The 25,637-nt window shown below is 69.8% G+C and carries 16 protein-coding genes, 3 rRNA genes, 2 pseudogenes and 1 riboswitch; of the genes and pseudogenes, 18 read left to right on the forward strand and 3 right to left on the reverse strand.

Annotation, left to right across the window (positions count from 1 at the left end):
- The 13 genes and pseudogenes from AC230_RS11160 to AC230_RS11220 all read left to right on the forward strand — a co-directional run.
- Positions 1 to 724, forward strand: a 16S ribosomal RNA gene (locus AC230_RS11160); the annotation flags it as partial.
- A gap of 281 nt (positions 725 to 1,005) precedes the next feature.
- Positions 1,006 to 4,126, forward strand: a 23S ribosomal RNA gene (locus AC230_RS11165).
- Positions 4,127 to 4,204: 78 nt separating this feature from the next.
- Positions 4,205 to 4,321, forward strand: a 5S ribosomal RNA gene (gene rrf, locus AC230_RS11170).
- 168 nt (positions 4,322 to 4,489) lie between these two features.
- Positions 4,490 to 5,107 (forward strand): cardiolipin synthase ClsA, encoded by a 618-nt coding sequence (gene clsA, locus AC230_RS11175; protein WP_049715986.1) that lies wholly within the window; start codon positions 4,490 to 4,492, stop codon positions 5,105 to 5,107.
- A 74-nt stretch (positions 5,108 to 5,181) separates the two neighbouring features.
- Positions 5,182 to 7,677, forward strand: coding sequence for a mannose-1-phosphate guanyltransferase (locus AC230_RS11180; RefSeq protein WP_049715987.1), 2,496 nt, complete (start codon positions 5,182 to 5,184; stop codon positions 7,675 to 7,677).
- A gap of 98 nt (positions 7,678 to 7,775) precedes the next feature.
- Positions 7,776 to 8,693, forward strand: a complete 918-nt coding sequence (locus AC230_RS11185; RefSeq protein WP_049715988.1) for a DUF881 domain-containing protein — start codon at positions 7,776 to 7,778, stop codon at positions 8,691 to 8,693.
- On the forward strand, positions 8,690 to 9,022 hold the full coding sequence (locus AC230_RS11190; RefSeq protein WP_049715989.1) for a small basic family protein: 333 nt from the start codon (positions 8,690 to 8,692) through the stop codon (positions 9,020 to 9,022). The genes AC230_RS11185 and AC230_RS11190 overlap by 4 nt, the downstream gene beginning before the upstream one ends.
- Positions 9,023 to 9,027: 5 nt before the next feature.
- A complete protein-coding gene (locus AC230_RS11195) occupies positions 9,028 to 9,918 on the forward strand; it encodes a DUF881 domain-containing protein (protein ID WP_049715990.1) in 891 nt (296 codons plus the stop codon).
- Between the two features lie 130 nt (positions 9,919 to 10,048).
- Positions 10,049 to 10,861: an FHA domain-containing protein gene (locus tag AC230_RS11200; RefSeq protein WP_241833187.1), complete on the forward strand. Its 813-nt coding sequence runs from the start codon at positions 10,049 to 10,051 to the stop codon at positions 10,859 to 10,861.
- A gap of 42 nt (positions 10,862 to 10,903) precedes the next feature.
- Positions 10,904 to 11,668, forward strand: coding sequence for a transcriptional regulator FtsR (ftsR, locus tag AC230_RS11205; RefSeq protein WP_049715991.1), 765 nt, complete (start codon positions 10,904 to 10,906; stop codon positions 11,666 to 11,668).
- 52 nt (positions 11,669 to 11,720) lie between these two features.
- Positions 11,721 to 12,194, forward strand: coding sequence for a bifunctional nuclease family protein (locus AC230_RS11210; protein ID WP_049715992.1), 474 nt, complete (start codon positions 11,721 to 11,723; stop codon positions 12,192 to 12,194).
- A gap of 407 nt (positions 12,195 to 12,601) precedes the next feature.
- Positions 12,602 to 13,181 (forward strand): annotated as a pseudogene (locus tag AC230_RS11215) (MerR family transcriptional regulator).
- Between the two features lie 76 nt (positions 13,182 to 13,257).
- A complete protein-coding gene (locus AC230_RS11220) occupies positions 13,258 to 14,700 on the forward strand; it encodes a DNA polymerase IV (protein ID WP_078871157.1) in 1,443 nt (480 codons plus the stop codon).
- Between the two features lie 589 nt (positions 14,701 to 15,289).
- Here AC230_RS11220 and AC230_RS11225 read toward each other — a convergent pair.
- Complete coding sequence (locus tag AC230_RS11225; RefSeq protein WP_049715995.1) at positions 15,290 to 15,631, reverse strand: PRC-barrel domain-containing protein; 342 nt, start codon at positions 15,629 to 15,631, stop codon at positions 15,290 to 15,292.
- Positions 15,632 to 15,786: 155 nt separating this feature from the next.
- Positions 15,787 to 15,909, forward strand: a riboswitch (glycine riboswitch).
- Positions 15,910 to 16,096: 187 nt separating this feature from the next.
- Between AC230_RS11225 and gcvP the strand changes: the two genes are divergently transcribed.
- Positions 16,097 to 18,982 (forward strand): aminomethyl-transferring glycine dehydrogenase, encoded by a 2,886-nt coding sequence (gene gcvP, locus AC230_RS11230; protein WP_049715996.1) that lies wholly within the window; start codon positions 16,097 to 16,099, stop codon positions 18,980 to 18,982.
- A gap of 80 nt (positions 18,983 to 19,062) precedes the next feature.
- On the opposite strand, the gene AC230_RS11235 is transcribed toward gcvP, so the two are convergent.
- Positions 19,063 to 19,269 carry a DUF5999 family protein gene (locus AC230_RS11235; protein ID WP_049715997.1) on the reverse strand — a complete coding sequence of 69 codons (207 nt, stop codon included), beginning with the start codon at positions 19,267 to 19,269 and terminating at the stop codon, positions 19,063 to 19,065.
- Positions 19,270 to 19,552: 283 nt separating this feature from the next.
- Positions 19,553 to 20,139, reverse strand: a pseudogene (locus AC230_RS11240) (hypothetical protein).
- 477 nt (positions 20,140 to 20,616) lie between these two features.
- Between AC230_RS11240 and AC230_RS11245 the strand changes: the two are divergent.
- From AC230_RS11245 to AC230_RS11260, 4 genes are all read left to right on the forward strand, one after another.
- The gene (locus AC230_RS11245) at positions 20,617 to 22,116 is read left to right on the forward strand and encodes a glutamate-cysteine ligase family protein (protein ID WP_049715998.1); all 1,500 of its coding nucleotides are present in this window, start codon (positions 20,617 to 20,619) and stop codon (positions 22,114 to 22,116) included.
- Positions 22,117 to 22,213: 97 nt separating this feature from the next.
- Positions 22,214 to 23,035 (forward strand): CPBP family intramembrane glutamic endopeptidase, encoded by an 822-nt coding sequence (locus AC230_RS11250; protein WP_422125576.1) that lies wholly within the window; start codon positions 22,214 to 22,216, stop codon positions 23,033 to 23,035.
- A 223-nt stretch (positions 23,036 to 23,258) separates the two neighbouring features.
- Positions 23,259 to 24,617 (forward strand): cytochrome ubiquinol oxidase subunit I, encoded by a 1,359-nt coding sequence (locus tag AC230_RS11255; protein ID WP_078871159.1) that lies wholly within the window; start codon positions 23,259 to 23,261, stop codon positions 24,615 to 24,617.
- Between the two features lie 33 nt (positions 24,618 to 24,650).
- Positions 24,651 to 25,634, forward strand: a complete 984-nt coding sequence (locus tag AC230_RS11260) for a cytochrome d ubiquinol oxidase subunit II (protein ID WP_049715999.1) — start codon at positions 24,651 to 24,653, stop codon at positions 25,632 to 25,634.
- The last annotated feature ends 3 nt before the right edge of the window (positions 25,635 to 25,637 follow it).

Here is a 25,637-nt window from a genome sequence, read left to right on the forward strand (position 1 = left end):
GGTGTGGGCGACATTCCACGTCGTCCGTGCCGCAGCTAACGCATTAAGTGCCCCGCCTGGGGAGTACGGCCGCAAGGCTAAAACTCAAAGGAATTGACGGGGGCCCGCACAAGCAGCGGAGCATGTGGCTTAATTCGACGCAACGCGAAGAACCTTACCAAGGCTTGACATACATCGGAAACGGCCAGAGATGGTCGCCCCCTTGTGGTCGGTGTACAGGTGGTGCATGGCTGTCGTCAGCTCGTGTCGTGAGATGTTGGGTTAAGTCCCGCAACGAGCGCAACCCTTGTTCTGTGTTGCCAGCATGCCTTTCGGGGTGATGGGGACTCACAGGAGACTGCCGGGGTCAACTCGGAGGAAGGTGGGGACGACGTCAAGTCATCATGCCCCTTATGTCTTGGGCTGCACACGTGCTACAATGGCCGGTACAATGAGCTGCGATGCCGTGAGGTGGAGCGAATCTCAAAAAGCCGGTCTCAGTTCGGATTGGGGTCTGCAACTCGACCCCATGAAGTTGGAGTTGCTAGTAATCGCAGATCAGCATTGCTGCGGTGAATACGTTCCCGGGCCTTGTACACACCGCCCGTCACGTCACGAAAGTCGGTAACACCCGAAGCCGGTGGCCCAACCCTTGTGGAGGGAGCCGTCGAAGGTGGGACTGGCGATTGGGACGAAGTCGTAACAAGGTAGCCGTACCGGAAGGTGCGGCTGGATCACCTCCTTTCTAAGGAGCACATAGCCGACTACGAGCGAATGTCTCGTACGGTTGCTCATGGGTGGAACGTTGACTAGTCGGCCGGCTTGGTGAGCCTTCTCTGTTAGTACTGCTTCGGCGTGGAACGCAGGTGGGGTGAACTGGTCTGGTCGGGCACGCTGTTGGGTGTCTGAGGGTACGGCCGTATGGCTGTCCTTCGGTGCCGGCCCCAGTGAACTCGATGCTTTGGTGTCGGGGTGGTGGGTGGCTGGTCGTTGTTTGAGAACTGCACAGTGGACGCGAGCATCTGTGGCCAAGTTTTTAAGGGCGCACGGTGGATGCCTTGGCACCAGGAACCGATGAAGGACGTGGGAGGCCGCGATAGGCCCCGGGGAGCTGTCAACCGAGCTGTGATCCGGGGGTGTCCGAATGGGGAAACCCGGCAGTCGTCATGGGCTGTCACCCGCTGCTGAACACATAGGCAGTGTGGAGGGAACGCGGGGAAGTGAAACATCTCAGTACCCGCAGGAAGAGAAAACAACCGTGATTCCGGGAGTAGTGGCGAGCGAAACTGGATGAGGCCAAACCGTATGCGTGTGATACCCGGCAGGGGTTGCGTATGCGGGGTTGTGGGATCTCTCTTCTGTCGTCTGCCGGCGGCAGGACGAGTCAGAAACCGTTGATGTAGGCGAAGGACATGCGAAAGGTCCGGCGTAGAGGGTAAGACCCCCGTAGTCGAAACGTCAGCGGCTCGTTTGAGAGACACCCAAGTAGCACGGGGCCCGAGAAATCCCGTGTGAATCTGGCGGGACCACCCGTTAAGCCTAAATATTCCCTGGTGACCGATAGCGGATAGTACCGTGAGGGAATGGTGAAAAGTACCGCGGGAGCGGAGTGAAATAGTACCTGAAACCGTGTGCCTACAAGCCGTGGGAGCGTCGCATCGAGTGCTTGCACTCGGTGTCGTGACTGCGTGCCTTTTGAAGAATGAGCCTGCGAGTTTGCGGTGTGTTGCGAGGTTAACCCGTGTGGGGAAGCCGTAGCGAAAGCGAGTCCGAAGAGGGCGACCTAGTAGCGCGCCCAAGACCCGAAGCGGGGTGATCTAGCCATGGGCAGGTTGAAGCGGAGGTAAGACTTCGTGGAGGACCGAACCCACCAGGGTTGAAAACCTGGGGGATGACCTGTGGTTAGGGGTGAAAGGCCAATCAAACTCCGTGATAGCTGGTTCTCCCCGAAATGCATTTAGGTGCAGCGTCGTGTGTTTCTTGCCGGAGGTAGAGCACTGGATAGGCGATGGGCCCTACCGGGTTACTGACCTTAGCCAAACTCCGAATGCCGGTAAGTGAGAGCGCGGCAGTGAGACTGTGGGGGATAAGCTCCATGGTCGAGAGGGAAACAGCCCAGAGCATCGACTAAGGCCCCTAAGCGTACGCTAAGTGGGAAAGGATGTGGAGTCGCAGAGACAACCAGGAGGTTGGCTTAGAAGCAGCCACCTTGAAAGAGTGCGTAATAGCTCACTGGTCAAGTGATTCCGCGCCGACAATGTAGCGGGGCTCAAGCGTACCGCCGAAGTCGTGTCACTGCAGCATGAGACCTAACGGTTGTTGTGGTGGTAGGGGAGCGTCCGTGTGCCGGGTGAAGCAGCGCCGGAAGGTAGTTGTGGACGGTTCACGAGTGAGAATGCAGGCATGAGTAGCGATACACACGTGGAAACGTGTGCGCCGATTGACTAAGGGTTCCTGGGTCAAGCTGATCTGCCCAGGGTAAGTCGGGACCTAAGGCGAGGCCGACAGCGTAGTCGATGGACAACCGGTTGATATTCCGGTACCCGCTTTGAAGCGCCCAAACATCGAATCCTCTGATGCTAAGCCCGTGAAGCCGCCCTGAGCTCTTCGGAGTGTAGGGGAGTGGTGGAGCCGGTGACCCGAGGTGGTAGTAGGTGAGTGATGGGGTGACGCAGGAAGGTAGTCCAGCCCGGGCGGTGGTTGTCCCGGGGTAAGGGTGTAGGCCGTGTGATAGGCAAATCCGTCACACATGGGGCTGAGACCTGATGCCGAGCCGATTGTGGCGAAGTGGATGATCCTATGCTGTCGAGAAAAGCCTCTAGCGAGTTTCATGGCGGCCCGTACCCTAAACCGACTCAGGTGGTCAGGTAGAGAATACCGAGGCGTTCGGGTGAACTATGGTTAAGGAACTCGGCAAAATGCCCCCGTAACTTCGGGAGAAGGGGGGCCATTCCTGGTGATGAGTTTTGCACTCGGAGCTGGGGGTGGCCGCAGAGACCAGCGAGAAGCGACTGTTTACTAAAAACACAGGTCCGTGCGAAGCCGTAAGGCGATGTATACGGACTGACGCCTGCCCGGTGCTGGAACGTTAAGGGGACCGGTTAGCTCCATTTCGGTGGGGCGAAGCTGAGAACTTAAGCGCCAGTAAACGGCGGTGGTAACTATAACCATCCTAAGGTAGCGAAATTCCTTGTCGGGTAAGTTCCGACCTGCACGAATGGCGTAACGACTTCTCGACTGTCTCAACCATAGGCCCGGTGAAATTGCACTACGAGTAAAGATGCTCGTTTCGCGCAGCAGGACGGAAAGACCCCGGGACCTTTACTACAGCTTGATATTGGTGTTCGGTTCGGCTTGTGTAGGATAGGTGGGAGACTGTGAAGCATGCACGCCAGTGTGTGTGGAGTCGTCGTTGAAATACCACTCTGGTCGTGCTGGATGTCTAACCTGGGTCCGTGATCCGGATCAGGGACAGTGTCTGGTGGGTAGTTTAACTGGGGCGGTTGCCTCCTAAAGGGTAACGGAGGCGCCCAAAGGTTCCCTCAGCCTGGTTGGCAATCAGGTGTTGAGTGTAAGTGCACAAGGGAGCTTGACTGTGAGACCGACGGGTCGAGCAGGGACGAAAGTCGGGACTAGTGATCCGGCGGTGGCTTGTGGAAGCGCCGTCGCTCAACGGATAAAAGGTACCCCGGGGATAACAGGCTGATCTTCCCCAAGAGTCCATATCGACGGGATGGTTTGGCACCTCGATGTCGGCTCGTCGCATCCTGGGGCTGGAGTCGGTCCCAAGGGTTGGGCTGTTCGCCCATTAAAGCGGTACGCGAGCTGGGTTTAGAACGTCGTGAGACAGTTCGGTCCCTATCCGCTGTGCGCGTAGGAGTCTTGAGAAGGGCTGTCCCTAGTACGAGAGGACCGGGACGGACGAACCTCTGGTGTGCCAGTTGTTCTGCCAAGGGCATGGCTGGTTGGCTACGTTCGGGAGGGATAACCGCTGAAAGCATCTAAGCGGGAAGCCTGCTTCGAGATGAGGACTCCCACCCACTTGATGGGGTAAGGCTCCCAGTAGACGACTGGGTTGATAGGCCAGATATGGAAGCCGGGTGACCGGTGGAGTTGACTGGTACTAATAGGCCGAGGGCTTGTCCTCAGTTGCTCGCGTCCACTGTGTTGGTTCTGAAACCACGAACGACCTTTGCCGGTTGGTTTGTTGATTGTTTCATAGTGTTTCGGTGGTCATAGCGTTAGGGAAACGCCCGGTTACATTCCGAACCCGGAAGCTAAGCCTTTCAGCGCCGATGGTACTGCATGGGGGACCGTGTGGGAGAGTAGGACGCCGCCGAACTATTATTCAGTAAGCCCTGGTGGGAATTCATTTCCCGCCAGGGCTTACTTGCGTTTACCGGGCCGGCGGCCCGCTCCGTACCCCGCCCGGCCCCTCTGCGCGTCCCTTCCGGCGTTACCGGTAAGGTCAAGAAGGCATCAACGGCACGTTCCCACAGGAGGCTCCCGGGTGGAGGTCCAGGAGACGCGCGTCCAGACCGACCGCGTCCTCACCATCCCCAACATCCTCAGCATGGCCCGCCTCGTCGGCGTACCCCTCTTCCTGTGGCTGATCCTTCAGCCCGTCTTCGGCGGGCCGAAGAGCGACGGATGGGCCCTGCTGGTCCTGGCCCTGAGCGGCGTCAGCGACTACCTCGACGGCAAGTTGGCCCGGCGCTGGAACCAGATCAGCAGCCTCGGCCGGCTCCTCGACCCGGCCGCCGACCGGCTCTACATCCTCTCCACCCTGGTGGGCCTCACCTGGCGTGAGATCCTGCCGATCTGGCTTACCGCGGCCCTCCTGGCCCGTGAGGCGATGCTGCTGGTCATGGTGTGGATCCTGAGGCGGCACGGCTATCCGCCGCCGCAGGTGAACTTCCTCGGCAAGGCAGCGACGTTCAACTTGATGTACGCCTTCCCGCTGCTGCTTCTCAGTGACAGCGGGACCTGGCTGGATACGCCCGCCACCGTTTTCGGATGGGCGTTCGCAGGATGGGGTACAACCCTCTATTGGTGGGCAGGGATCCTCTACGTGGTTCAGGTCCGCCGACTGGTCAAGGCGGATACCGCGGATACCACGGCCGACTGATCCCCGTGTAAGTCCACGTACAACCGGGCGTTTTGGTCGGCGGTCCGTCATCTCTCGAGGAGGACGCTTCCGACATGAAGGCCGTCGTGATGGCCGGCGGCGAAGGCACGCGCCTTCGCCCCATGACCTCAAGCATGCCCAAGCCGCTCCTGCCGGTGGCAAACCGCCCCATCATGGAGCATGTTCTCCGGCTGCTCAAGCGGCACGGGCTCACCGAGACGGTGGTGACCGTCCAGTTCCTCGCCTCACTGGTGAAGAACTACTTCGGGGACGGCGAAGAGCTCGGAATGGAGCTCACCTATGCCAACGAGGAAAAGCCACTCGGCACCGCGGGCAGCGTCAAGAATGCTGAAGAGGCCCTCAAGGACGACACCTTCCTGGTCATCTCCGGTGACGCTCTCACCGATTTCGACCTGACCGACCTGATCCGGTTCCACCGGGAAAAGGGCGCCCTGGTCACGGTCTGCCTCACCCGGGTCCCCAACCCGCTGGAATTCGGCATCACCATCGTCGACGAGGCCGGCCGGGTGGAGCGCTTCCTGGAGAAGCCCACCTGGGGCCAGGTCTTCTCCGACACGGTGAACACGGGCATCTACGTCATGGAGCCCGAGGTCTTCCAGTACGTCGCCCCCGACGTCCCCGTCGACTGGTCGGGCGATGTCTTCCCCCAGCTCATGAAGGAAGGCAAGCCGATCTACGGCTATGTCGCCGAGGGCTACTGGGAGGACGTCGGTACCCATGAGAGCTACGTCAAGGCCCAGGCCGACGTCCTCGAACGCAAGGTGGACGTCGACATAGACGGTTTCGAGATCTCGCCCGGAGTCTGGGTGGCGGAGGGCGCCGAGGTCCACCCCGACGCGGTCCTCCGCGGCCCGCTCTACATCGGCGACTACGCCAAGGTCGAGGCGGCCGCGGAGATTCGCGAGCACACCGTCGTGGGCTCCAACGTCGTCGTCAAGAGCGGTGCCTTCCTGCACCGGGCCGTCGTCCACGACAACGTCTACATCGGCCAGCAGAGCAATCTCCGCGGCTGTGTCGTCGGCAAGAACACCGATGTCATGCGCGCCTCCCGGATCGAGGACGGAGCCGTCATCGGCGACGAGTGCCTCATCGGTGAGGAATCGATCATCCAGGGGAACGTCCGGGTCTATCCCTTCAAGACCATCGAGGCGGGCGCCTTCGTCAACACCTCGGTGATCTGGGAGTCCCGCGGCCAGGCGCACCTCTTCGGCGCGCGCGGGGTCTCGGGCATCCTCAATGTGGAGATCACCCCCGAGCTCGCCGTACGGCTCGCGGGTGCGTACGCCACGACGCTCAAGAAGGGCGCGACCGTCACCACGGCGCGCGACCATTCGCGCGGCGCGCGCGCCCTCAAGCGGGCCGTGATCTCGGCGCTGCAGGCCAGCGCCATCGAGGTGCGCGACCTGGAGAACGTACCGCTGCCGGTGGCCCGGCAGCAGACCGCCCGGGGAAGCGCCGGCGGCATCATGATCCGTACGACGCCCGGGGTGCCGGACTCCGTCGACATCATGTTCTTCGACGAGCGCGGTGCGGACCTCTCCCAGGCCGGCCAGCGGAAGCTGGACCGCGTCTACGCGCGCCAGGAGTACCGGCGCGCGTTCCCCGGGGAGATCGGCGACCTCTCCTTCCCGTCCAGCGTCTACGACTCGTACGCGGGCGCGCTGTTGCGCTCCATCGACACCTCGGGCGTCGCCGAGGCCGGGCTCAAGGTGGTCGTGGACGCGTCCAACGGCAGCGCCGGTCTCGTCCTGCCGAGTCTTCTCGGCCGGCTCGGCGTGGAGGCGCTCACCATCAATTCCGGGCTGGACGAGGCCCGTCCGACCGAGACCGCGGACACCCGGCGTTCGGGGCTCGTGCGGCTCGGGGAGATCGTGGCCTCGGCGCGGGCGGCGTTCGGCGTGCGTTTCGACCCGGTGGGGGAGCGGATCTCGCTGGTGGACGAGCGCGGCCGCATCGTCGAGGACGACCGGGCGCTGCTGGTGCTGCTCGACCTGGTCGCCGCCGAGCGGCGCAGCGGCCGGGTGGCCCTGCCGGTGACCACGACGCGCATCGCCGAGCAGGTCGCGGCGTACCACGGTACGCAGGTGGAGTGGACGACGACGTCGCCGGACGACCTGACCCGGGTGGGCCGGACCGATTCGACGATCTTCGGCGGGGACGGGCGCGGCGGGTTCATCGTGCCGGAGTCCAGCAGCGTCTTCGACGGGGCGGCGGCCTTCGTCCGGCTGACCGGGCTGGTGGCCCGTACGCAGCTCACGCTGAGTCAGATCGACGCGCGCATTCCGCGGGCGCACGTGCTGCGGCGGGACCTGGCGACGCCCTGGGCGGTCAAGGGGCTGGTGATGCGGCAGGTGGTGGAGGCGGCCGGTGACCGTTTCGTCGACACGACCGACGGTGTCCGGGTGGTCGAGGCCGACGGGCGGTGGGTGCTGGTGCTGCCCGATCCGGCCGAGGCGGTGACGCACCTGTGGGCCGAGGGGCCTGACGACGCGTCCGCCCAGGCCCTGCTGGACGAGTGGTCGGCGGTCGTGGACGGGGCCGGCCGCTAGCCGTTCCCGCGCCGAGGGGCGCCGTCTTCCCGGTCCGGATCCGGCACGCCGGTGGGGCCATTGGGAGACGGCGCCTTCGACGTGCGACGATGTGCGGCATGTCGCAGCAGCCCCCCGTTCGGAGCACTTCGTCGCCGCCTCCGCGTCCCGACGCCTCCATGTCGCTGCTGACCAATGTGATGGACCACAGCCTGGACGACGGGTACGCGGAGGCGGCGGCCCGGCGGGCGGAGGGCGGCGCGGGCCTGCCGGGCCGGCTGCGTGCCAAGCTGGGGCTGGCGGGGGCGCTGTTGCTCGCGGCGGTCGTGGTGACGCTGGGGGCGGCGCAGGCGCGGATATCGGCGCCGACGCTGGCCAAGGAGCGCGAACAGCTCATCAACCGCATCGAGTCGGAGACCTCGGCGGCCGACGCGCTGCAGAAGAACGTGGACTCCCTGCGGGAGACGGTCGGCAGCCGGCAGCGCGAGGCCCTGGAGGAACACGGCGGGGACAAGGCCGAGTTGGTGTCCCTGCTCGCGGGGGCGACCCCGGTGCGGGGCCCCGGGCTCAAGGTGGTCGTCGACGACGCCAAGCAGGCGAAGACGGGGGGCGGCGGCCCGCGGGAGAGCAGTGGTTTCTCCGATACGGGCCGGGTGCGCGACCGTGACATGCAACGCATCGTCAACGGGCTGTGGCAGGCGGGCGCCGAGGCGGTCTCGATCAACGGGCAGCGGCTGACGTCGCTGTCGGCGATCCGGGCGGCCGGGGACGCCATACTGGTCGACAACAAGCCGCTGGTGCCGCCGTACACGGTGCTGGCGGTCGGTGACGGCAAGCGGATGAGCACGGCGTTCCAGGACAGTGTGGACGGTCAGTATCTGCACGTCCTCCAGCAGAACTACGGGGTCAGGGCCAACATCTCCGTCGAGGGGGACGTCCGGCTGCCGGCCGCGCCGAGCCTGATCGTACGGACCGCACGGGCGAAGGAGGGCGGCGCGGCCGGCCGCGCCGCCGACACAGGGAAGGGCACATCGTGATCGCCGTATTGGGCCTCGTCGTGGGAGTGGTGGTCGGACTCGTCGTCCGCCCCGTGGTGCCGACGGCGGTCGAGCCCTACCTGCCCATCGCCGTGGTGGCCGCGCTGGACGCCGTCTTCGGCGGTCTGCGGGCGATGCTGGACGGCATCTTCGACGACAAGGTCTTCGTGGTGTCGTTCCTGTCGAACGTGGTCGTGGCGGCCCTGATCGTCTTCCTGGGCGACAAGCTGGGCGTCGGGGCGCAGCTGTCGACGGGCGTGGTGGTCGTCCTGGGCATCCGTATCTTCTCCAACGCCGCCGCGATCCGGCGGCACGTCTTCCGGGCGTGAGGCCGATGAGCAAGGACGACACGCCCGAGGAGCCGAAGGGTTCCGGTGGCCCCGAGAAGCCCGAGGGGCGTGAGAAGCCCGAGGGGCCGAAGGGGCCGCGGGAGGAGCCGGAGAGGCCGGAGGTGCCGGAGGGGCCGGTCGAGGCGGCGCGGGAGCCGGCGCCTCCGCCCCCGCCCCTGACGGGCCGTCAGCGGCTGCTGCACGCCCTGTGGCCGCCCCGGTTCACCCGGGCGCAGCTGACGATGGCGGTGCTGCTGTGCGTGCTGGGACTGGCGCTGGCGATCCAGGTGCGCTCCCACAGCGAGAGCAGTGTGCTGCGCGGGGCGCGCCAGGAGGACCTGGTGCGGATCCTGGACGAGCTGGACAACCGCACCAAGCGCCTGGAGGACGAGAAGCGGCGGCTGGAGAACCAGCGCACCGAGCTGGAGAGCAGCTCCAACCAGGCCGCGGAGGCCCGCAAGCAGACCGCGCAGAAGGAGCAGCAACTCGGCGTGCTGGCGGGTACGGTGGCTGCCCAGGGGCCGGGCATCGTGCTCACGGTGAGCGACTCCAAGGGGACGGTCGAGCCGGACTCGCTGCTGGACGCCATCCAGGAGCTGCGGGCCGCGGGGGCCGAGGCGATCCAGATCAACGATGTCCGTGTGGTCGCCGGCACATACTTCTCGGGCGGGGCGGGGAAGGTGGAGATCGACGGCAGGAAGATCTCCCAGCTGTACAAGTTCAAGGTCATCGGCAAGCCCGACGACCTGCGGCCGGCGCTCAACATTCCCGGCGGTGTGGTGCAGACTCTGCAGAAGGAACAGGCGGGGGTGGACATCTCCCGGTCTGAGAAGATCATTGTTGACGCCTTGCGTCCGGCGAAGCGGCCTGACTACGCTCGGTCGTCATCGCAGTGAGACGGGCGCACGCAGGAGCTCTGCGGGGAGGGCGGGAAGTTGCGGGGGGTCGGCGCACCACGAACGGGGTGCGTGATGGAAACTGTCTGTTGGCCTTGGACGTTGTAAGGATGTCCAGGTCGGACGGTGTGTGCATCGAGGGTTTGTCCTGCCCCACGGGCGGGTCTGTTTCGGTCAAGGGGAATCGCCCGTGAAGTTGTTTGCGAAGTTGTTCGGCAAGAGCGCACGCCAGAGCGGCGGCGGTGAGGGTGCCCGGCACCGGGCCGCGGGGCCGGTGCCCGGTGAGGAGCGGGGCCAGGAGGGGCGTCCCCTGTTCCGCGACCAGACGGGCGGTCAGGGAGAGGCTCCCGCGGACCCCTCGGCGACGGGTCGCATAGGTTTCGGCACTCCGCCGGGAGCGGCGGAAGGCGCCGTCCAGGTATGTTCGCGCTGCGGCCACCAGAACGGCGGGAGCAGCCGCTTCTGCTCCAACTGCGGTGCGCCGCTGCGCTCCGGGGCGGTGGCGGAGCGGGCGTCGGAGACCACCTCCACCATCTCGATCTCCGGTCTGGAGGCGTACGACTCGGAGACGACCGGGCAGACGCCCATTCCGTCGCTCTCCCCGGAGGCCCAGGCCGCCGTGGAGGCGCTGCCGGCGGGGTCGGCGCTGCTGGTCGTCCGGCGCGGTCCGAACTCGGGCAGCCGCTTCCTGCTGGACGGCGAGGTGACCACCGCGGGCCGGCACCCGCAGAGCGACATCTTCCTCGACGACGTGACCGTCTCCCGGCGGCACGTGGAGTTCCGCCGTGGCCAGGACGGCGGCTTCAGCGTCACGGACGTCGGCAGCCTCAACGGCACGTATGTGAACCGGGAGCAGATCGACTCCGCCGTGCTGGCCAACGGTGACGAGGTGCAGATCGGCAAGTATCGCCTGGTGTTCTTCGGCAGCCAGCGGGGCGTCTGACCGTCCCCGGACCGGGTCCGGGGAGACTTTCTGGGAAGGGCCATGCTTCAGAGACCGTCGGGCGGGGCCGGATCCTCCGGTTCCGCCGGTGCGGAGGGCCGGCCGGTGAGCATCGGCACGGTGCTCAATCTGCTGCGCGACGAGTTCCCCGAGGTCACCATCTCCAAGATCCGTTTCCTGGAGGCGGAGGGCCTGGTGGAGCCGAAGCGCACCCCGTCCGGCTACCGCAAGTTCAGCCCGTCCGACGTGGAGCGGCTCGCCCAGGTGCTGCGGATGCAGCGCGATCACTATCTGCCGCTGAAGGTCATCCGGGAGCACCTGGACGCGCTGGAGCGGGGCGAGCGCGTCCCGCTCCCGTCCCCCGGGCAGCCGCGGGACGCCCTCGGCCTGAGCGAGGACGCCGACGAGGCCGTGGAGGCGGCGGAGGCTCCCGCGGCCTCCACGCGGGTCGGGCGGGCCGAGCTGCTCGCGGCGGCCGGGGTGAGCGAGGCCGAGCTGGCGGAATGGGAGTCCTACGGGCTGGTCACGGCCCACCCGGACGGCGCATTCGCCGCCGATTCCGTGGCCGTCGCCCGGCTCGTCGCCGATCTGGGGCGGTTCGGACTGGAGCCGCGCCATCTGCGGGCCGTGAAGGCCGCCGCCGACCGGGAGGCAGGTCTGATCGAACAGGTGGTCGCCCCGCTGCGGAGGCACCGCAATCCGCAGACCAGGGCGCACGCCGAGGCGACGGCGCGGGAGCTGGCCGGGCTCTCGGTCCGGCTGCACGCGGCCCTGGTGCGGTCCGCGCTCCAGCAGCGCGGACAGTGACCGGGGGCGTCCCGACTACCCAAACCCGGCGGGCACGTCCTAGGGTTGCTGTGTGAACGAGCTCGATGTCGTGGGTGTCCGGGTGGAAATGCCGTCCAACCAGCCGATCGTGCTCCTGCGCGAAGTGGGAGGCGACCGCTACCTCCCCATTTGGATCGGTCCGGGGGAGGCGACGGCCATCGCCTTCGCCCAGCAGGGCATGGCCCCTGCCCGGCCGCTGACCCATGACCTCTTCAAGGACGTGCTGGACGCGGTCGGCCAGCAGCTCGCCGAGGTCCGGATCACCGACCTGCGCGAGGGCGTGTTCTACGCGGAGCTCGTCTTCGCCAGCGGGGTGGAGGTCAGCGCGCGGCCGTCCGACGCCATAGCGCTGGCGCTGCGCACCGGGACGCCGATCTATGGCAGTGACGGGGTGCTGGACGACGCGGGCATCGCCATCCCGGACGAGCAGGAGGACGAGGTGGAGAAGTTCCGCGAGTTCCTCGACCAGATCTCGCCGGAGGACTTCGGCACCAGCAATCAGTGAGGCCCGGGAGCCGGTGCCGTCCGGGAACCAGCTCCCGGAACCAGAGGGGACCGGGCGACGGGTGAGGGGCCGTCGGGCGGCGGTCGCGGGCGGCCGGTGAGACGCAGGCCGTGCCCGAAAAGGGCCGGTCGGAGCGCATTCGAGTAGCCTTTCCCGCGCGGGGATACGGAAAACCACTCTCAGGGTGATTATCACTCGGCGTGCCGAGTGTGGCGATCGTTGACGCACCCCGAGCGACTGCCTACCGTCGAGAAGGCAGGTCAAGGACGGAGGTCGGCGTGAGAAGCACGGGCGACGGTACAGCGGTCGGCAGTCCGTATCCGCTGCATGGGGGAACGGTCGAACCGGTGACCCGCCCCCGCAGTCTGAACGGCACGGGAGGCACCCCCGTTCCCGCCGCGGCGGCGGTGACCTCGCAGCGGGGGCCCCGGGCCGGCGGCCCGGCCCGCACGGAGACGGGGACCGGGACCGGGGGGGGACGCCACGACCGGCACCGACATCATTGGTTACCGGGGGCCGACCGCCTGCGCGGCGGCCGGCATCACCTATCGGCAGCTCGACTACTGGGCGCGCACCGGGCTGGTCGAGCCCAGCGTGCGGCCCGCCTACGGCTCGGGCAGCCAGCGGCTCTACAGCTTCCGGGACGTCGTCGTCCTGAAGATCGTCAAACGGCTGCTGGACACCGGGGTCTCGCTCCAGAACATCCGCACCGCCGTGCAGCACCTGCGCGCCCGCGGCATGGCCGACCTCGCGCAGATGACGCTGATGAGCGACGGCGCCACGGTGTACGAGTGCTCCTCGCCGGACGAGGTCGTCGGGCTGCTCCAGGGCGGTCAGGGCGTCTTCGGCATCGCCGTCGGGGTGGTGTGGCGCGACGTCGAGAGCGCGCTGGCCCAGCTCCACGGGGAGCGGGTGGACACGGGGGAGACGCTCATCGGCCACAATCCGGCGGACGAGCTGGCGCGTCGGCGCAACCGGGCCGGCTGACCCCGGCCGGGCCGGCCGACCCGCTCCGGATCGCATCTGTGTGCGATTGTCAGTGGTGTGCGGCAGCATCTGTCGTGTGAGAGGTTCGCCGACGATCCTGCATCTGGACATGGACGCCTTCTACGCCTCGGTGGAGCAGGCGGCCAAGCCCAGCCTGCGCGGGAAGCCGGTGGTCGTGGGCGGTGTCGGCCCCCGTGGCGTGGTGGCCACCGCCTCGTACGAGGCGCGGGTCTTCGGCGTCCACTCGGCCATGGCCACGGCCCAGGCGCGCAGGCTCTGCCCCAACGCCGCCTATCTGCACCCGAGGTTCAGCCTCTACCGGCAGATCAGCGACACCGTCATGGAGCTGCTCGGCCGGCTGTCCCCGCTGGTCGAACCGCTCAGCCTGGACGAGGCGTTCGTGGATCTGGAGGCGGGCGGGGTAGAGGGCTCCTCGGCGGCGGTCCGGGCCGTGGGGGAGAAGCTGCGCCGGGACATCCGGGCGGCGACGGGGGTCAGCGGGTCGGTGGGGCTCGCCGGGTCCAAGATGCTCGCGAAGATCGCCTCGGAGCAGGCGAAGCCGGACGGGCTCGTCGTCATCGAACCCGGGACGGAACTGGAGCTGCTCGGGCCGATGCCGGTGCGGACCATCCCGGGCGTCGGTCCCGCCACGGCCGAGGCGCTGCGCCGGGCCGGCATCCACACCGTGGCCGAGACGGCCGAGGCGGGTGAGGCGGAGCTGGTGCGGCTGCTCGGCAAGGCGCACGGGGCGTCCCTGTACGCGCTGGCCACGGGGCGGGACGACCGGCCGGTGGTGGCGGAGCGGGACGCGAAGTCCGTCTCGGTGGAGGACACCTTCGCCGAGGACCTCACCGACCGGACCCGGGTGCGGATGGAGCTCGCGCGGCTGGCGGACCGGTGCGTGCGGCGGCTGCGGGAGGCCGGGCGGTCCGGCCGCACCGTCGTCATCAAGGTGCGCCGTTACGACTTCTCCACGCTGACGCGCTCGGAGACGCTGCGGGGGCCGACGGACGACCCCGCGGTCGTGCGCGAGGCGGTGGCGCGGCTGCTGGAGGGGGTGGACACGTCGGAGGGGGTCCGGCTGCTGGGGGTCGGTGTCAGCGGGCTCGCCGACTTCACGCAGGAGGATCTTTTTGCGCAGGCGCGGGCGCAGGAGGGGGACGGGGGGCCGGCTGTGGTGGCGGGGGTGGATGTCGACGGGGCCGGGGTCGGGGCCGGGGGTGCCGGCGGGGGCGACGAGCTGCCGGAGGCCGGGCCGGGCCCCCGGCAGTGGTTTCCGGGGCTGGACGTCGTCCACGCGGAGTTCGGGCGGGGGTGGGTGCAGGGGAGTGGTCTGGGGCGGGTCACGGTGCGCTTCGAGGAGCCGTGGTCGGAGGTGCCGGGGCGGGTGCGGACGTTCGCCGTGGACGATCCGGCGTTGGAGGTGGGGGAGCCGGTGCCGTTGTTGCGGCCGGGGGCGGGGGGTCCTTCGGGCGAGGGCTCGGCTCTGCCGGGGGAGGGGGGTGTGACGGCCGCCTGATCCGGGTTGGGTGGGGTTGGATGCGGTGGGGGTCGGCGGGGGATGTCGGGTGCCGGACTGGCGGAGTTGCCCCAGCCCCGCCCTTTCACCGTTTCCTCCGGGTCTCCGCCCCGGGCCCTGTGGCGCGGGGCCGCGGGGAGGGGGGCTCTCCCCCGAGGCCCGCTGCCGCACTGCCGCGCGGAGCGGGGGCTCCGTCCCGTCCCCGGTGCCGCGCCGTCGCCGCTCGGAATGCGGGGCTCCGCCCCCTGCGCCCCGGGCGCGTCCATGGTCGCCCTCTGTGCGCGGAGCCTCGTGGAGGTCGGCCCTGCCGGGACCACCCGCCCCGGATCGGCCCCCCAGGTTGCCCGCCCAATCGGCCTCCCGCCCGGGGCCCGGTGGCCCGCGCCCGGCACCGTCCTTCGAGGCCCGGGCCTGCCCTGCCCGGGCCTGCCCTGCCCGGGCCTTGCCCTGCCCGGGCCTGCCCGGCGGCCTGGGTCCTCCCCTCCCCTCCCTTCCCCTCCCTGGTGCCCCAGGCGTTGGCACCGTGCCCTCTGTCCCGGGACGGCGGGCCCCTCAGTGCCAGCGCGCTCCCCCCACCCGGGCCGCGGAGTCACGCGTCGGGTCCGGGGGACGGTGAGGCGGGGAGGGGGAGGTTGTAGTGGTGGTGGAGGAGGAGTTCCTGGGTGGGGGAGAGATGGCGGGCTACGCCCAGGTCGGGGGCTTGTTTGATGAGGGTGTGGGCGTAGGGGACGCGGAGGGTGTCGTTCTCCAGGACGCTGGGCTCCAGGGGGACGAACGCGTCGCGGCCGAAGAGGCCGGTGCGTACGGCGGCCCACCGGGGCGCGCCCGTCGCGTCGTCGAGGTAGACCTCGTCCACGGTGCCGATGCGGGTGCCGTCGCGGTCGTAGGCCCTGCGTCCGATCAGGCTCCGGGGGTCGATGTCGCTCTGCACGGTTCCTCCCGTCAGGTGTGTCCCCGGTGGGTTCCCCGGAAGTTCGTTATAAAGCCCATGAAAACCCTCCGGAGGCGGGAAAAGCCGCAAAGGAGGAAGGCTTTCCCGGGAGACCCTCGCGCGGCATTGCCGCTGGTAGGCTGACAATTGGCCGCTGACCCCGCGCGGGAGAGTCCCCCAGGGACCCGGACAGGCATGGACCTGGAAGGGGCCCGACGGGGCGCCGAAGGAGCAAATCCTCCCCGGAATCTCTCAGGCACACGTACCGCGCGGACGAGGTCACTCTGGAAAGCAGGGCGGGCCCCGGTCCTCGCACCATGCCGAGCCCCCCTCACCGACGGTGAAAGCCGGGCTGCCCGCACGGGCCCGGTGAATCTCTCAGGTCCAGTTGACAGAGGGGGAGGCCGTCCGGGTACCCGCGCCGTGGTACCCCTCGCAGGTCGTATGACCAGGAGGCCCCCGCAGATGACCGCCCACCGCATCGCCCTCTCCGACCTGGAGCGCGGCACCCCCTTCGCGAACCGCCACATAGGCCCCGACAGCGGCGCCCAGGCGAAGATGCTCGCGCAGGTCGGCTTCGGCTCGCTCGACGAACTCACGGCCGCCGCCGTGCCGGACGCGATCAAGAGCGCCGAGGCGCTCCGGCTGCCCGGCGCCCGCGGCGAGGCCGAGGTGATCGCCGAGCTGCGCAGCCTCGCCGACCGCAACCAGGTGCTCGTCCCGATGATCGGGCTGGGCTACCACGGCACGTTCACTCCGCCGGTGATCCTGCGCAACGTCCTGGAGAACCCGGCGTGGTACACGGCCTACACGCCGTACCAGCCGGAGATCTCCCAGGGGCGTCTGGAGGCGCTGCTCAACTTCCAGACGATGGTCGCCGACCTCACGGGGCTGCCGACGTCCGGTGCCTCGCTGCTGGACGAGGGCACCGCGGCGGCCGAGGCGATGGCGCTGTCCCGCCGCGTCGGCAAGGTCAAGGACGGGGTCTTCCTCGTCGACGCCGACACGCTGCCGCAGACCGTGGCGGTCATCGGGACCCGCGCCGAGCCGACCGGGGTCGAGGTCGTCGTCGCCGACCTCTCCGCCGGCATCCCGGAGGAGATCGCCGAGCGCGGGGTCTTCGGTGTCCTGCTCCAGTACCCCGGTGCCTCCGGTGCCGTGCGCGACCTGCGGCCGGTGATCGAGCGGGCGCACGAGCTGGGCGCGGTCGTCACCGTCGCCGCCGACCTGCTCGCGCTCACCCTGCTGACCCCGCCCGGCGAGCTCGGCGCCGACATCGCGGTGGGCACCACCCAGCGCTTCGGCGTCCCCATGGGCTTCGGCGGCCCGCACGCCGGATACATGGCCGTCCGCGAGCAGTTCGCCCGCAGCCTGCCCGGCCGGCTCGTCGGCGTCTCCGTGGACGCGGACGGCGACAAGGCGTACCGCCTGGCCCTGCAGACCCGCGAGCAGCACATCCGCCGCGAGAAGGCCACCAGCAACATCTGCACCGCGCAGGTGCTCCTCGCCGTGATGGCCGGCATGTACGCCGTCCACCACGGCCCCGAGGGCCTGACGACCATCGCCCGCCGCGCCCATCGCTACGCCACGCTGCTCGCCGCCGGGCTGCGCGCGGGCGGCGTCGAGGTCGTCCACGGCGCGTACTTCGACACCGTGACCGCGCGCGTGCCCGGCCGGGCCGACACGGTCCTCGCGGCCGCCCTGGAGCGCGGGATCAACCTGCGCAAGGCGGACGCCGACACCGTCGGGATCGCCTGCGACGAGACCACCACCCGCGAGCATCTGGCCGCCGTCTGGGCCGCGTTCGGCGTCGAGGCCGACGTCGAGGCGCTGGACGCCGCCACCCCGGACGCGCTCCCCGGCGAGCTGCTGCGCCGCTCCGGCTTCCTCGCCCACCCGGTCTTCCACCAGCACCGCTCCGAGACGTCGATGCTGCGCTACCTGCGCCGTCTCGCCGACCGGGACTACGCGCTGGACCGGGGCATGATCCCGCTCGGCTCCTGCACGATGAAGCTCAACGCCACCACCGAGATGGAGCCCGTCACCTGGCCCGAGTTCGGCGCGCTGCACCCCTTCGCGCCGGAGGAGCAGGCGGCCGGCTACCTCACGCTGATCCGCGAGCTGGAGGAGCGGCTGGCCGAGGTCACCGGCTACGACAAGGTCTCGCTCCAGCCCAACGCCGGTTCGCAGGGCGAGCTGGCGGGCCTGCTCGCCGTCCGCGCGTACCACCGGGCCAACGGGGACGAGCAGCGCACCGTGTGCCTCATCCCGTCCTCCGCGCACGGCACCAACGCGGCCAGTGCCGTGATGGCCGGCATGCGGGTGGTCGTCGTCAGGACCGGTGAGGACGGCGAGGTGGACGCCGCCGACCTGCACGCCAAGATCGAGCAGTACCGCGACGAGCTGGCCGTGCTGATGGTCACCTATCCGTCCACGCACGGCGTGTTCGAGGAGCACATCGGCGAGATCTGCGCCCGGGTGCATGAGGCGGGCGGCCAGGTCTACGTGGACGGCGCCAACCTCAACGCCCTGGTGGGCCTGGCGAAGCCGGGCCACTTCGGCGGCGACGTCTCGCACCTGAACCTGCACAAGACCTTCTGCATCCCGCACGGCGGCGGCGGTCCGGGCGTCGGCCCGGTCGGCGTCCGCGCCCACCTCGCGCCCTACCTGCCCAACCACCCGCTGCAGCCGTCGGCCGGGCCGGAGACCGGCGTCGGCCCGGTCTCGGCGGCGCCGTGGGGCTCGGCCGGCATCCTGCCGATCTCCTGGGCGTACGTCCGGCTCATGGGCGGCGAGGGCCTCAAGAAGGCCACCCAGGTCGCGGTGCTCGGCGCCAACTACGTCGCCAAGCGCCTGGAGCCGCACTACCCGGTGCTCTACACCGGCCCGAACGGCCTGGTCGCGCACGAGTGCATCATCGACCTGCGGCCGCTGACCAAGGCGACCGGCGTGACCGTGGACGACGTCGCCAAGCGCCTGATCGACTACGGCTTCCACGCCCCCACCATGTCGTTCCCGGTGGCCGGCACCCTGATGATCGAGCCGACCGAGAGCGAGGACCTCGTCGAGCTGGATCGTTTCTGTGAGGCGATGATCGCCATCCGTGCCGAGATCGAGAAGGTCGGCTCGGGCGCCTGGGACAAGGACGACAACCCGCTGCGCAACGCCCCGCACACCGCCGCCTCGGTCGCCGGGGAGTGGGAGCGGCCCTACAGCCGGGAGGAGGCCGTCTTCCCGGGCGGCGTCCAGGCCGCCGACAAGTACTGGCCGCCGGTGCGCCGGATCGACGGCGCCTTCGGCGACCGCAACCTGGTGTGCTCCTGCCCGCCGCTGGACGAGTACGAGGGCTGATCCGCCCATGAGGTGGGGCCGGTCCGGCGGTGCGCCGGACCGGCCCCTTCGCGTCGTCCTCCGGTGTGCCGGACGTGCCGTCAGGCGGCGGTCACGACCTGCCCCGCGCCGAGCGGCCGGTGCGGGGCGATGATCTGCCCGTCGGGCAGGAGTTCACCGGTGTCCTCGAAGACGAGGACGCCGTTGCACAGCAGGCTCCAGCCTTGCTGCGGGAAGTGGGCCACGAGGTGCGCGGCTTCCCGGTCGGCTGAGTCGGCTGACGGGCACGCGGGCTGGTGCTGGCACATGGGAGGGTTCTTTCGCTGGGATGTCGGTGATGCTGACGCCGTGCTGCGGCTCGATGCGGTGGTCATGCCGCCCCCCGTTGCGATTCGGTCGGTCGGTCCCAGTGTTGCCCTACGGGCGGGATTCCGCAGGGATTTCATGGCAGCGGTCCTCTGTAGGGGAGGACGCGTCACCCATGCGGACGGTTGCTGTCAACAAGGCTGCCGCTTCGGTCGGTTCGGGTCGGCGACGGCGGAGGTCCCCCGAGTGGGTGAGGGGGCCGCGGGCCGCCGCCGGGGGCCCGGGTCAGGCGGACCGCTGGAGCAGCGGGGCGGCCGTCAGCCGGAGCGTGAGCACCGGCAGCAGGTCGGCGAAGCGGTGCGGACGGTGCGCGGCGATGCCCGGTGGCGCGGGGGCGAGCGGCACCAGCAGGTCGCCGGGGGCCGGCAGGCCCGACGCCGCGTCGGCCGCGACGTCGCCGTGCAGCCAGAGCGTGCACATGTAGAGACCGGGGACGGTCAGCAGCCGCGGCTGGTACGGGGTGGAGAGCGACTCGGCCTGGCGCAGGGCCAGTTCGGTGGAGGCGACGTACGGTCCCTCGAAGAAGTGCGAGAACGCCCAGCCGTCGGGCGTCAGCATCGCCTCGCCCGCCGCGATCGCCCGGTCGCCCTCCTTGATGAGGAAGCGCCACCCCGTCAACCGGGTGCGTGGCACACCGCCGGACGGGGCAACCGTCTCCAGGACATGGACGGGCAGCGGGAGTTCGCAGCTGAGCGACGACTGTGCGGCCTTGAGGGAGGGGGTACGGGTCTCGCGGACGGCGGTGGGGGAGCCGAGGGCCGTGCGGATGCTGCGGAGGGCAGGCGCGGGTGCGGGGGGACATGCAGGGGCATGACGGTTCGCCTCTCACTTCGGAGACACGCGGTGCTGGGCAGTGACGACGCTGTCGGTGTGCGGGGTCAGAGGGGGAGCCGGGACCGACTGCCGGGGCCTACTCTCTGCCTCAACCCGAGTTTATACGACACATGTTCACATGGTGTTTCGGGTAGCTGTCGCCGGCATTTCCGGCAAGGGGATATCAGGGCCGCCTGCGGGGTGGATTTCGGTGATTTCGTTCCGAGCCGCACACACCTGACCTCGGTTTCTTTCCCGAGGACGGTAGGCCGAAACTCGCCGGTGTTTATGACCAATGCAATCACCGCGGCCCGGAGCAGCCGTCATGCCAACGGAATGTGCCGGAGTGCGCCGTGCCTCCAGCCTACCGGTTATGCGGCCGGCGCGAGGCGTTTCGATCGCGCCGCCTGGGCATCATCGTCCGTGACGACGGCGGCCGGCGCCGCGGCGGCCCGCTTGAGGAGGGAAGGGCTTCCATGGGTGAGAAGGTCGCGGCCGCGGGGTTCGACCTGGCCGACCGGCAGCGTCACCGGGACAAGCTCCGGCAGTGCCTGGAAGCGTTGGCGCGGTTACTCGACGAGCGGCGTTTCGACCGTCCCCGCAACCTTATGGGGCTGGAGATCGAGTTGAATCTGGCGGGCCCCGACGGCATGCCGAGCATGATGAATGCCGAGGTGCTGGAGCGGATCGCGAGCCATGATTTCCAGACCGAACTCGGGCAGTTCAATCTCGAAGTGAACATTGTCCCGCACCGGTTGTCGGGATCCGTTCTCGACCAGCTCGCCGAGGAGTTGCGCACCGGGCTCGCCTATGCCGACCGAAAGGCCCGGGAGGTCGGTTCGCGCATCGTGATGATCGGCATTCTGCCGACGCTCGGCCAGGCCGACCTCGTCCCCGCGAACTTCTCCGCCGCCGACCGCTACGCCCTGCTCAACGCCCAGGTGGTGGCCGCCCGCGGCGAGGACTTCAGCATCGACATCGATGGTGTCGAACGGCTGGCCTGCACGGCCGGGTCCATCTGCCCCGAGGCCGCGTGCACCTCCGTCCAGCTCCATCTCCAGGTCACCCCGGGCCGCTTCGCCGCCGTGTGGAACGCGGCCCAGGCGATCGCGGCCGCGCAGATCGCCGTGGGCGCCAACTCGCCCTTCCTCTTCGGCCGCGAGCTGTGGCGCGAGTCGCGGCCGCCGCTGTTCGTCCAGTCCACCGACACCCGCCCGCCCGAGCTCCAGGCCCAAGGGGTGCGGCCGCGCACCTGGTTCGGCGAGCGCTGGATCGGCTCGGCCTACGAACTCTTCGAGGAGAACCTGCGGTTCTTCCCGCCGCTGCTGCCCATCAGCGGCGACGAGGACCCGTTGCGCGTCCTGGACGGCGGCGGCGTGCCCCGGCTGGACGAACTCACGCTGCACAACGGCACGATCTACCGCTGGAACCGGCCCGTCTACGGCATCGCCGACGGCGTTCCCCACCTGCGGGTGGAGAACCGGGTGCTGCCCGCCGGCCCCACGGTGGCCGACGTCCTGGCCAACACCGCGTTCTACTACGGCCTGATACGGGCGCTCGCCGAGGAGCCGCGCCCGGTGTGGACGCGGCTGCCCTTCGCGGTCGCCGCCGAGAACTTCGACACCGCCTGCCGGCACGGTATCGACGCCGTGCTGCGCTGGCCGAAGACGGGCCGCGGCGGCACCGTGGCCCCGGTGCCCGCCGTCCGCCTGGTCCGCGACGAACTGCTCCCGCTGGCCGCCGCCGGGCTCGACGCCTGGGGCGTCGAACCGGCCGACCGCGACCGCTACCTGGGGATCATCGAGGGCCGCTGCCGGTGGCGGGTCAACGGGGCGTCCTGGCAGACCGCCACCTACCACGCCGCCCGGGACAAGGGCCTGGAGCGGCACGACGCGCTGGCCGCCACCACGCGCCGCTACTGCGAGCTCATGGCCACCGGGGAGCCGGTGCACACCTGGCCCGTCGGCCTCGGCTGACACGGCCGCACCCCGTGTTCGTCCCGCCGCGGGCCGTCGGGCAAGCTGTGACGGACGCCGGCGACGGGCGGCGGACGACGGACGCGGGAGTGGTGGAGTGCGGCAGAAGGCCCGGGAGGCGGCGGAGGCCCCGCAGGCGCGGCCGGACGGGACGGCCGGAGCCGGCCCGTCGCGGCGGACCCTGCGGACGGAGACCCTGCTGGTGCTCGCCCTCTCCCTGGGCGCCAGCGCGGTCTCCGCGCTCATCAGCTTCGTCGGCTCGGTGACCCGGCCGGGCGGGCTCAAGGACCAGGCCGCCCGGCTCAACACCTCGCACGCGCCCGGCCGGCCCTGGCTGGACCTGGCCTGGCAGGTCTTCGGCGTCGCCACCGCGCTGGTGCCCGTCTTCCTCGTCGCCCACCTGCTGCTGCGCGAGGGCGCCGGGCCGCGGGCGATCGGCCTCGACCGCCGCCGCCCCGGCTCCGACCTGGCCCGCGGCACCGCCGTCGCCGCCGTGGTGGGCGGCACCGGCCTGCTCCTCTACCTCGGGGCCCGCGCCGCCGGCGCCAATCTGACCGTCGTCCCCGAGTCGCTGCCCGACGTCTGGTGGAAGTTCCCGGTGCTGATCGCCTCCGCCGTCCAGAACGCGGTCCTGGAGGAGGTCGTGGTCGTCGGCTACCTGCTGCGCCGGCTCGGCCAGTTGGGCTGGTCACCCGCGGCCGCGCTGGCCGCGAGCGCGGTGCTGCGCGGCTCGTACCACCTCTACCAGGGCCTCGGCGGCCTCGTCGGGAACATGGCGATGGGCGTCCTCTTCGTCCTGCTCTACCGGCGCTGGGGCCGGGTCGGCCCGCTGGTGGCCGCGCACGCTCTGATCGACGTCGTGGCCTTCACCGGCTACGCGCTGCTCGCCGGCCATGTGGGGTGGCTGCCGACGGCGTGACGGGCCCGAAGGGGACGGCGAGAGGGCCCGGTTGAAGATGAACGGCGCATTCCGGATTAGCGGCCCCGCATTCCCGGGGTGGGGCGATCTTCGCGTGACCGTATCGCTACGATGACGCCATGGAGTTACGCCAGTTGCAGAACTCGGCGGTTGTGGCGGATGTGGCCAAAACGATGCCGATGGCAAGCGAACTGTCCGCGTCCCGCCCCCTGGAGAGCGCCACGTGAACGTCGTCGACCTGGCCCGGCTGCAGTTCGCCGTCACCGCGACCCTGCACTTCCTGTTCGTCGCCGTCACCCTCGGACTGGTCACGGTCGTCGCCCTCATGCAGACCCGGGCGGCGCGCACCGGCGATCCCGGCCTCCGCGCGGAGCGCATGCGGCGGGTGCGCTTCTGGGGCGGCCTCTACGTCGTCAACTACGCGCTCGGCATCGTCAGCGGCCTCGTCCAGGAATTCCAGTTCGGGCTCAACTGGTCCGGCCTCTCCCACGTGCTGGGCAACGTCATCGGCGCCCCCCTCGCCATCGAGACCATCGTCGCCTTCTTCCTGGAATCCACCTTCCTGGGACTGTGGGCCTTCGGCTTCAAGCGGATCCGGCCCCGCCTCCACCTCGCGCTGATCTGGGGCGTCACCCTCACCGCGTACGCCTCCACCTTCTGGATCATGGTGGTCAACGGCTTCATGCAGGAGCCGGTCGGCCACGCCGAGCGCGGCGGCGTCGCCCGCGTCACCGACTGGGGCGCCATCCTCACCAACGGGGCCACCTGGTACGCCGTCCTCCACATCGCCGGCGCCGTGGCCCTCCTGGCCGGGCTGATCCTGGCGGCCGTCAGCGCCCACCACCTGCGCCGCGACCGCGACATCGCCTTCTTCCGGCCCACCCTGCGCCAGGGCTCCGTCCTCGCCGGCCTCGGCGCGGTCGCCGTCGTCTCCGCCGGCTTCGTCTCCCTCGACGCGCTGAAGGGCACCCAGCCCCAGAAGTACGCCGTCCTCATGGGCGGCGAGGACCTGGAAGGGGCACGGGCCGCCGCCCGCGCCGCCTACGGACCCGGCGACTGGATGCCGCCCGCGTGGGTCGGCCACGCCTCCCTCGCCATGCTCCTCATCGGCCTCGTGATGACCGTCCTCGCCTGGCTCCCGCTCCTCGCCCTCCGCGGCGGCACCGGCCCCGCCGCGCCACTGACCCGCAAGCGCGTCCTGCGGCTGCCCGCCGTCCTGCTGTTCCTCGGCTTCGCCGCCCTCGTCTGCGGCTGGCTCAGCCGCGAGGTGGGCCGCCAGCCGTGGATGGTCACCGGCGAACTGACCGTCCGCGACGCCATCGGCGACGTCTCCGCCGCCGGAATGGCCTTCTCCTTCGCGGCGTTCACCCTCGTCCTCGGCCTCCTCGCCCTGGTCGACTGGACGCTGATGGTCCGCTACGCCCGCCTCGGGCCCGACGCCGGGCTCCTCGGCGACACGGACCTCTTCCCCGACGGCCCCGACGGCCCCGACGGTTCCGGCGGCCCCGAGGGCCCCGGCGACGACCGCCCGGCGGACGGCGGTTCGCGGAACCCCGCGGCCGGCGTGCCCGTCTCCTACTGACCCCCACCACCGCACGCTGACAGGGGAATCACCGTGGATGTCTTCTGGTACGCACTCGTCGGGCTGCTCCTCGCCGGCTACCTGGTGCTGGAGAGCGTCGACTTCGGGGTGGGGATGCTGATCCCGTTCGCCGGCTCCGAGGCCGCACGCGTAAGGCTGCGCCGCACCGTCGTCCCCCTCTTCCTCGTGAACGAGGTGTGGCTGGTGGCCTTCGGCGGGCTCATGTTCGGGGCCCTGCCCCTGATGGAGGGGGAACTGCTGCACGCGCAGCGGCTCCCCGTCGTCGTCCTGCTCTGCGCCTGGTTCCTGCGCGACGCCGCCCTGTGGTTCCGCCACGCCACGCCCGGCCCCGCCTGGCGGCGCACCTGGGACACCGTGCTCCCCGCGGCGAGCGCCGTCCTGGCCGCCGGCTGGGGCGCCGTCCTGGCGACGCTGGTACGGGGCATGTCCACCGGCGCCGACGGCCGGGCCGACGCCACCGCCGGTGACGTGTTCCACCCGTTCAGCCTGCTCTGCGCGGCCCTGGTCGTCGTGGCCGCGGTGCGTCAGGGCGCCCTCTTCGCCGGCCGCGGACTGCCGGACGGGGACGCGCCGGGCGCCCGGCTCGGCCGGACGGCCGCCGTCCTCACCCCGGTCCTGGCGGGGCTGCTCCTCGTGACCGCCGGCGTCGGGGCCGCGGTCACCGGCTCCCCGGCGGCCGTCGGCGCCGTCACCGCCCTCGCCGCCGTCTGCGTCGTCGCCTCCCACCTCGTCCGGCGCGCCGGACGTCCGGTGCCGGCGCTGCTGCTGGGCACGGCCCCGCTGCTCGCGCTGCCGGTCATGGTCGCCCTCGCGCACGGCACCACCGTCCTGGCCACCCGCTCCGGCGAGGGCGATCTGCCGCTCTCCCGGGCGATCGCGGACTCCTCGTCGCTCGCCCTGCTGTCGGTCACGGCGCTCCCGGCGCTGGTCGCCGTGGCCCTCGGACAGGTCTGGATCTGGCGGGAGTTCGGCCGGACGGCGCCCCGCCCGGCCTGACCC

This window comes from Streptomyces caatingaensis (assembly GCF_001187435.1).
In the GTDB taxonomy this organism is placed as follows: domain Bacteria; phylum Actinomycetota; class Actinomycetes; order Streptomycetales; family Streptomycetaceae; genus Streptomyces; species Streptomyces caatingaensis.

Coding starts and splice junctions, on each gene's coding strand:
- AC230_RS11180 (WP_049715987.1), top strand. CDS start 5,182: ATGAAGGCCGTCGTGATGGCCGGCGGCGAAGGCACGCGCCTTCGCCCC.
- AC230_RS11185 (WP_049715988.1), top strand. CDS start 7,776: ATGTCGCAGCAGCCCCCCGTTCGGAGCACTTCGTCGCCGCCTCCGCGT.
- AC230_RS11195 (WP_049715990.1), top strand. CDS start 9,028: ATGAGCAAGGACGACACGCCCGAGGAGCCGAAGGGTTCCGGTGGCCCC.
- ftsR (WP_049715991.1), top strand. CDS start 10,904: ATGCTTCAGAGACCGTCGGGCGGGGCCGGATCCTCCGGTTCCGCCGGT.
- gcvP (WP_049715996.1), top strand. CDS start 16,097: ATGACCGCCCACCGCATCGCCCTCTCCGACCTGGAGCGCGGCACCCCC.
- AC230_RS11235 (WP_049715997.1), bottom strand. CDS start 19,269: ATGTGCCAGCACCAGCCCGCGTGCCCGTCAGCCGACTCAGCCGACCGG.
- AC230_RS11245 (WP_049715998.1), top strand. CDS start 20,617: ATGGGTGAGAAGGTCGCGGCCGCGGGGTTCGACCTGGCCGACCGGCAG.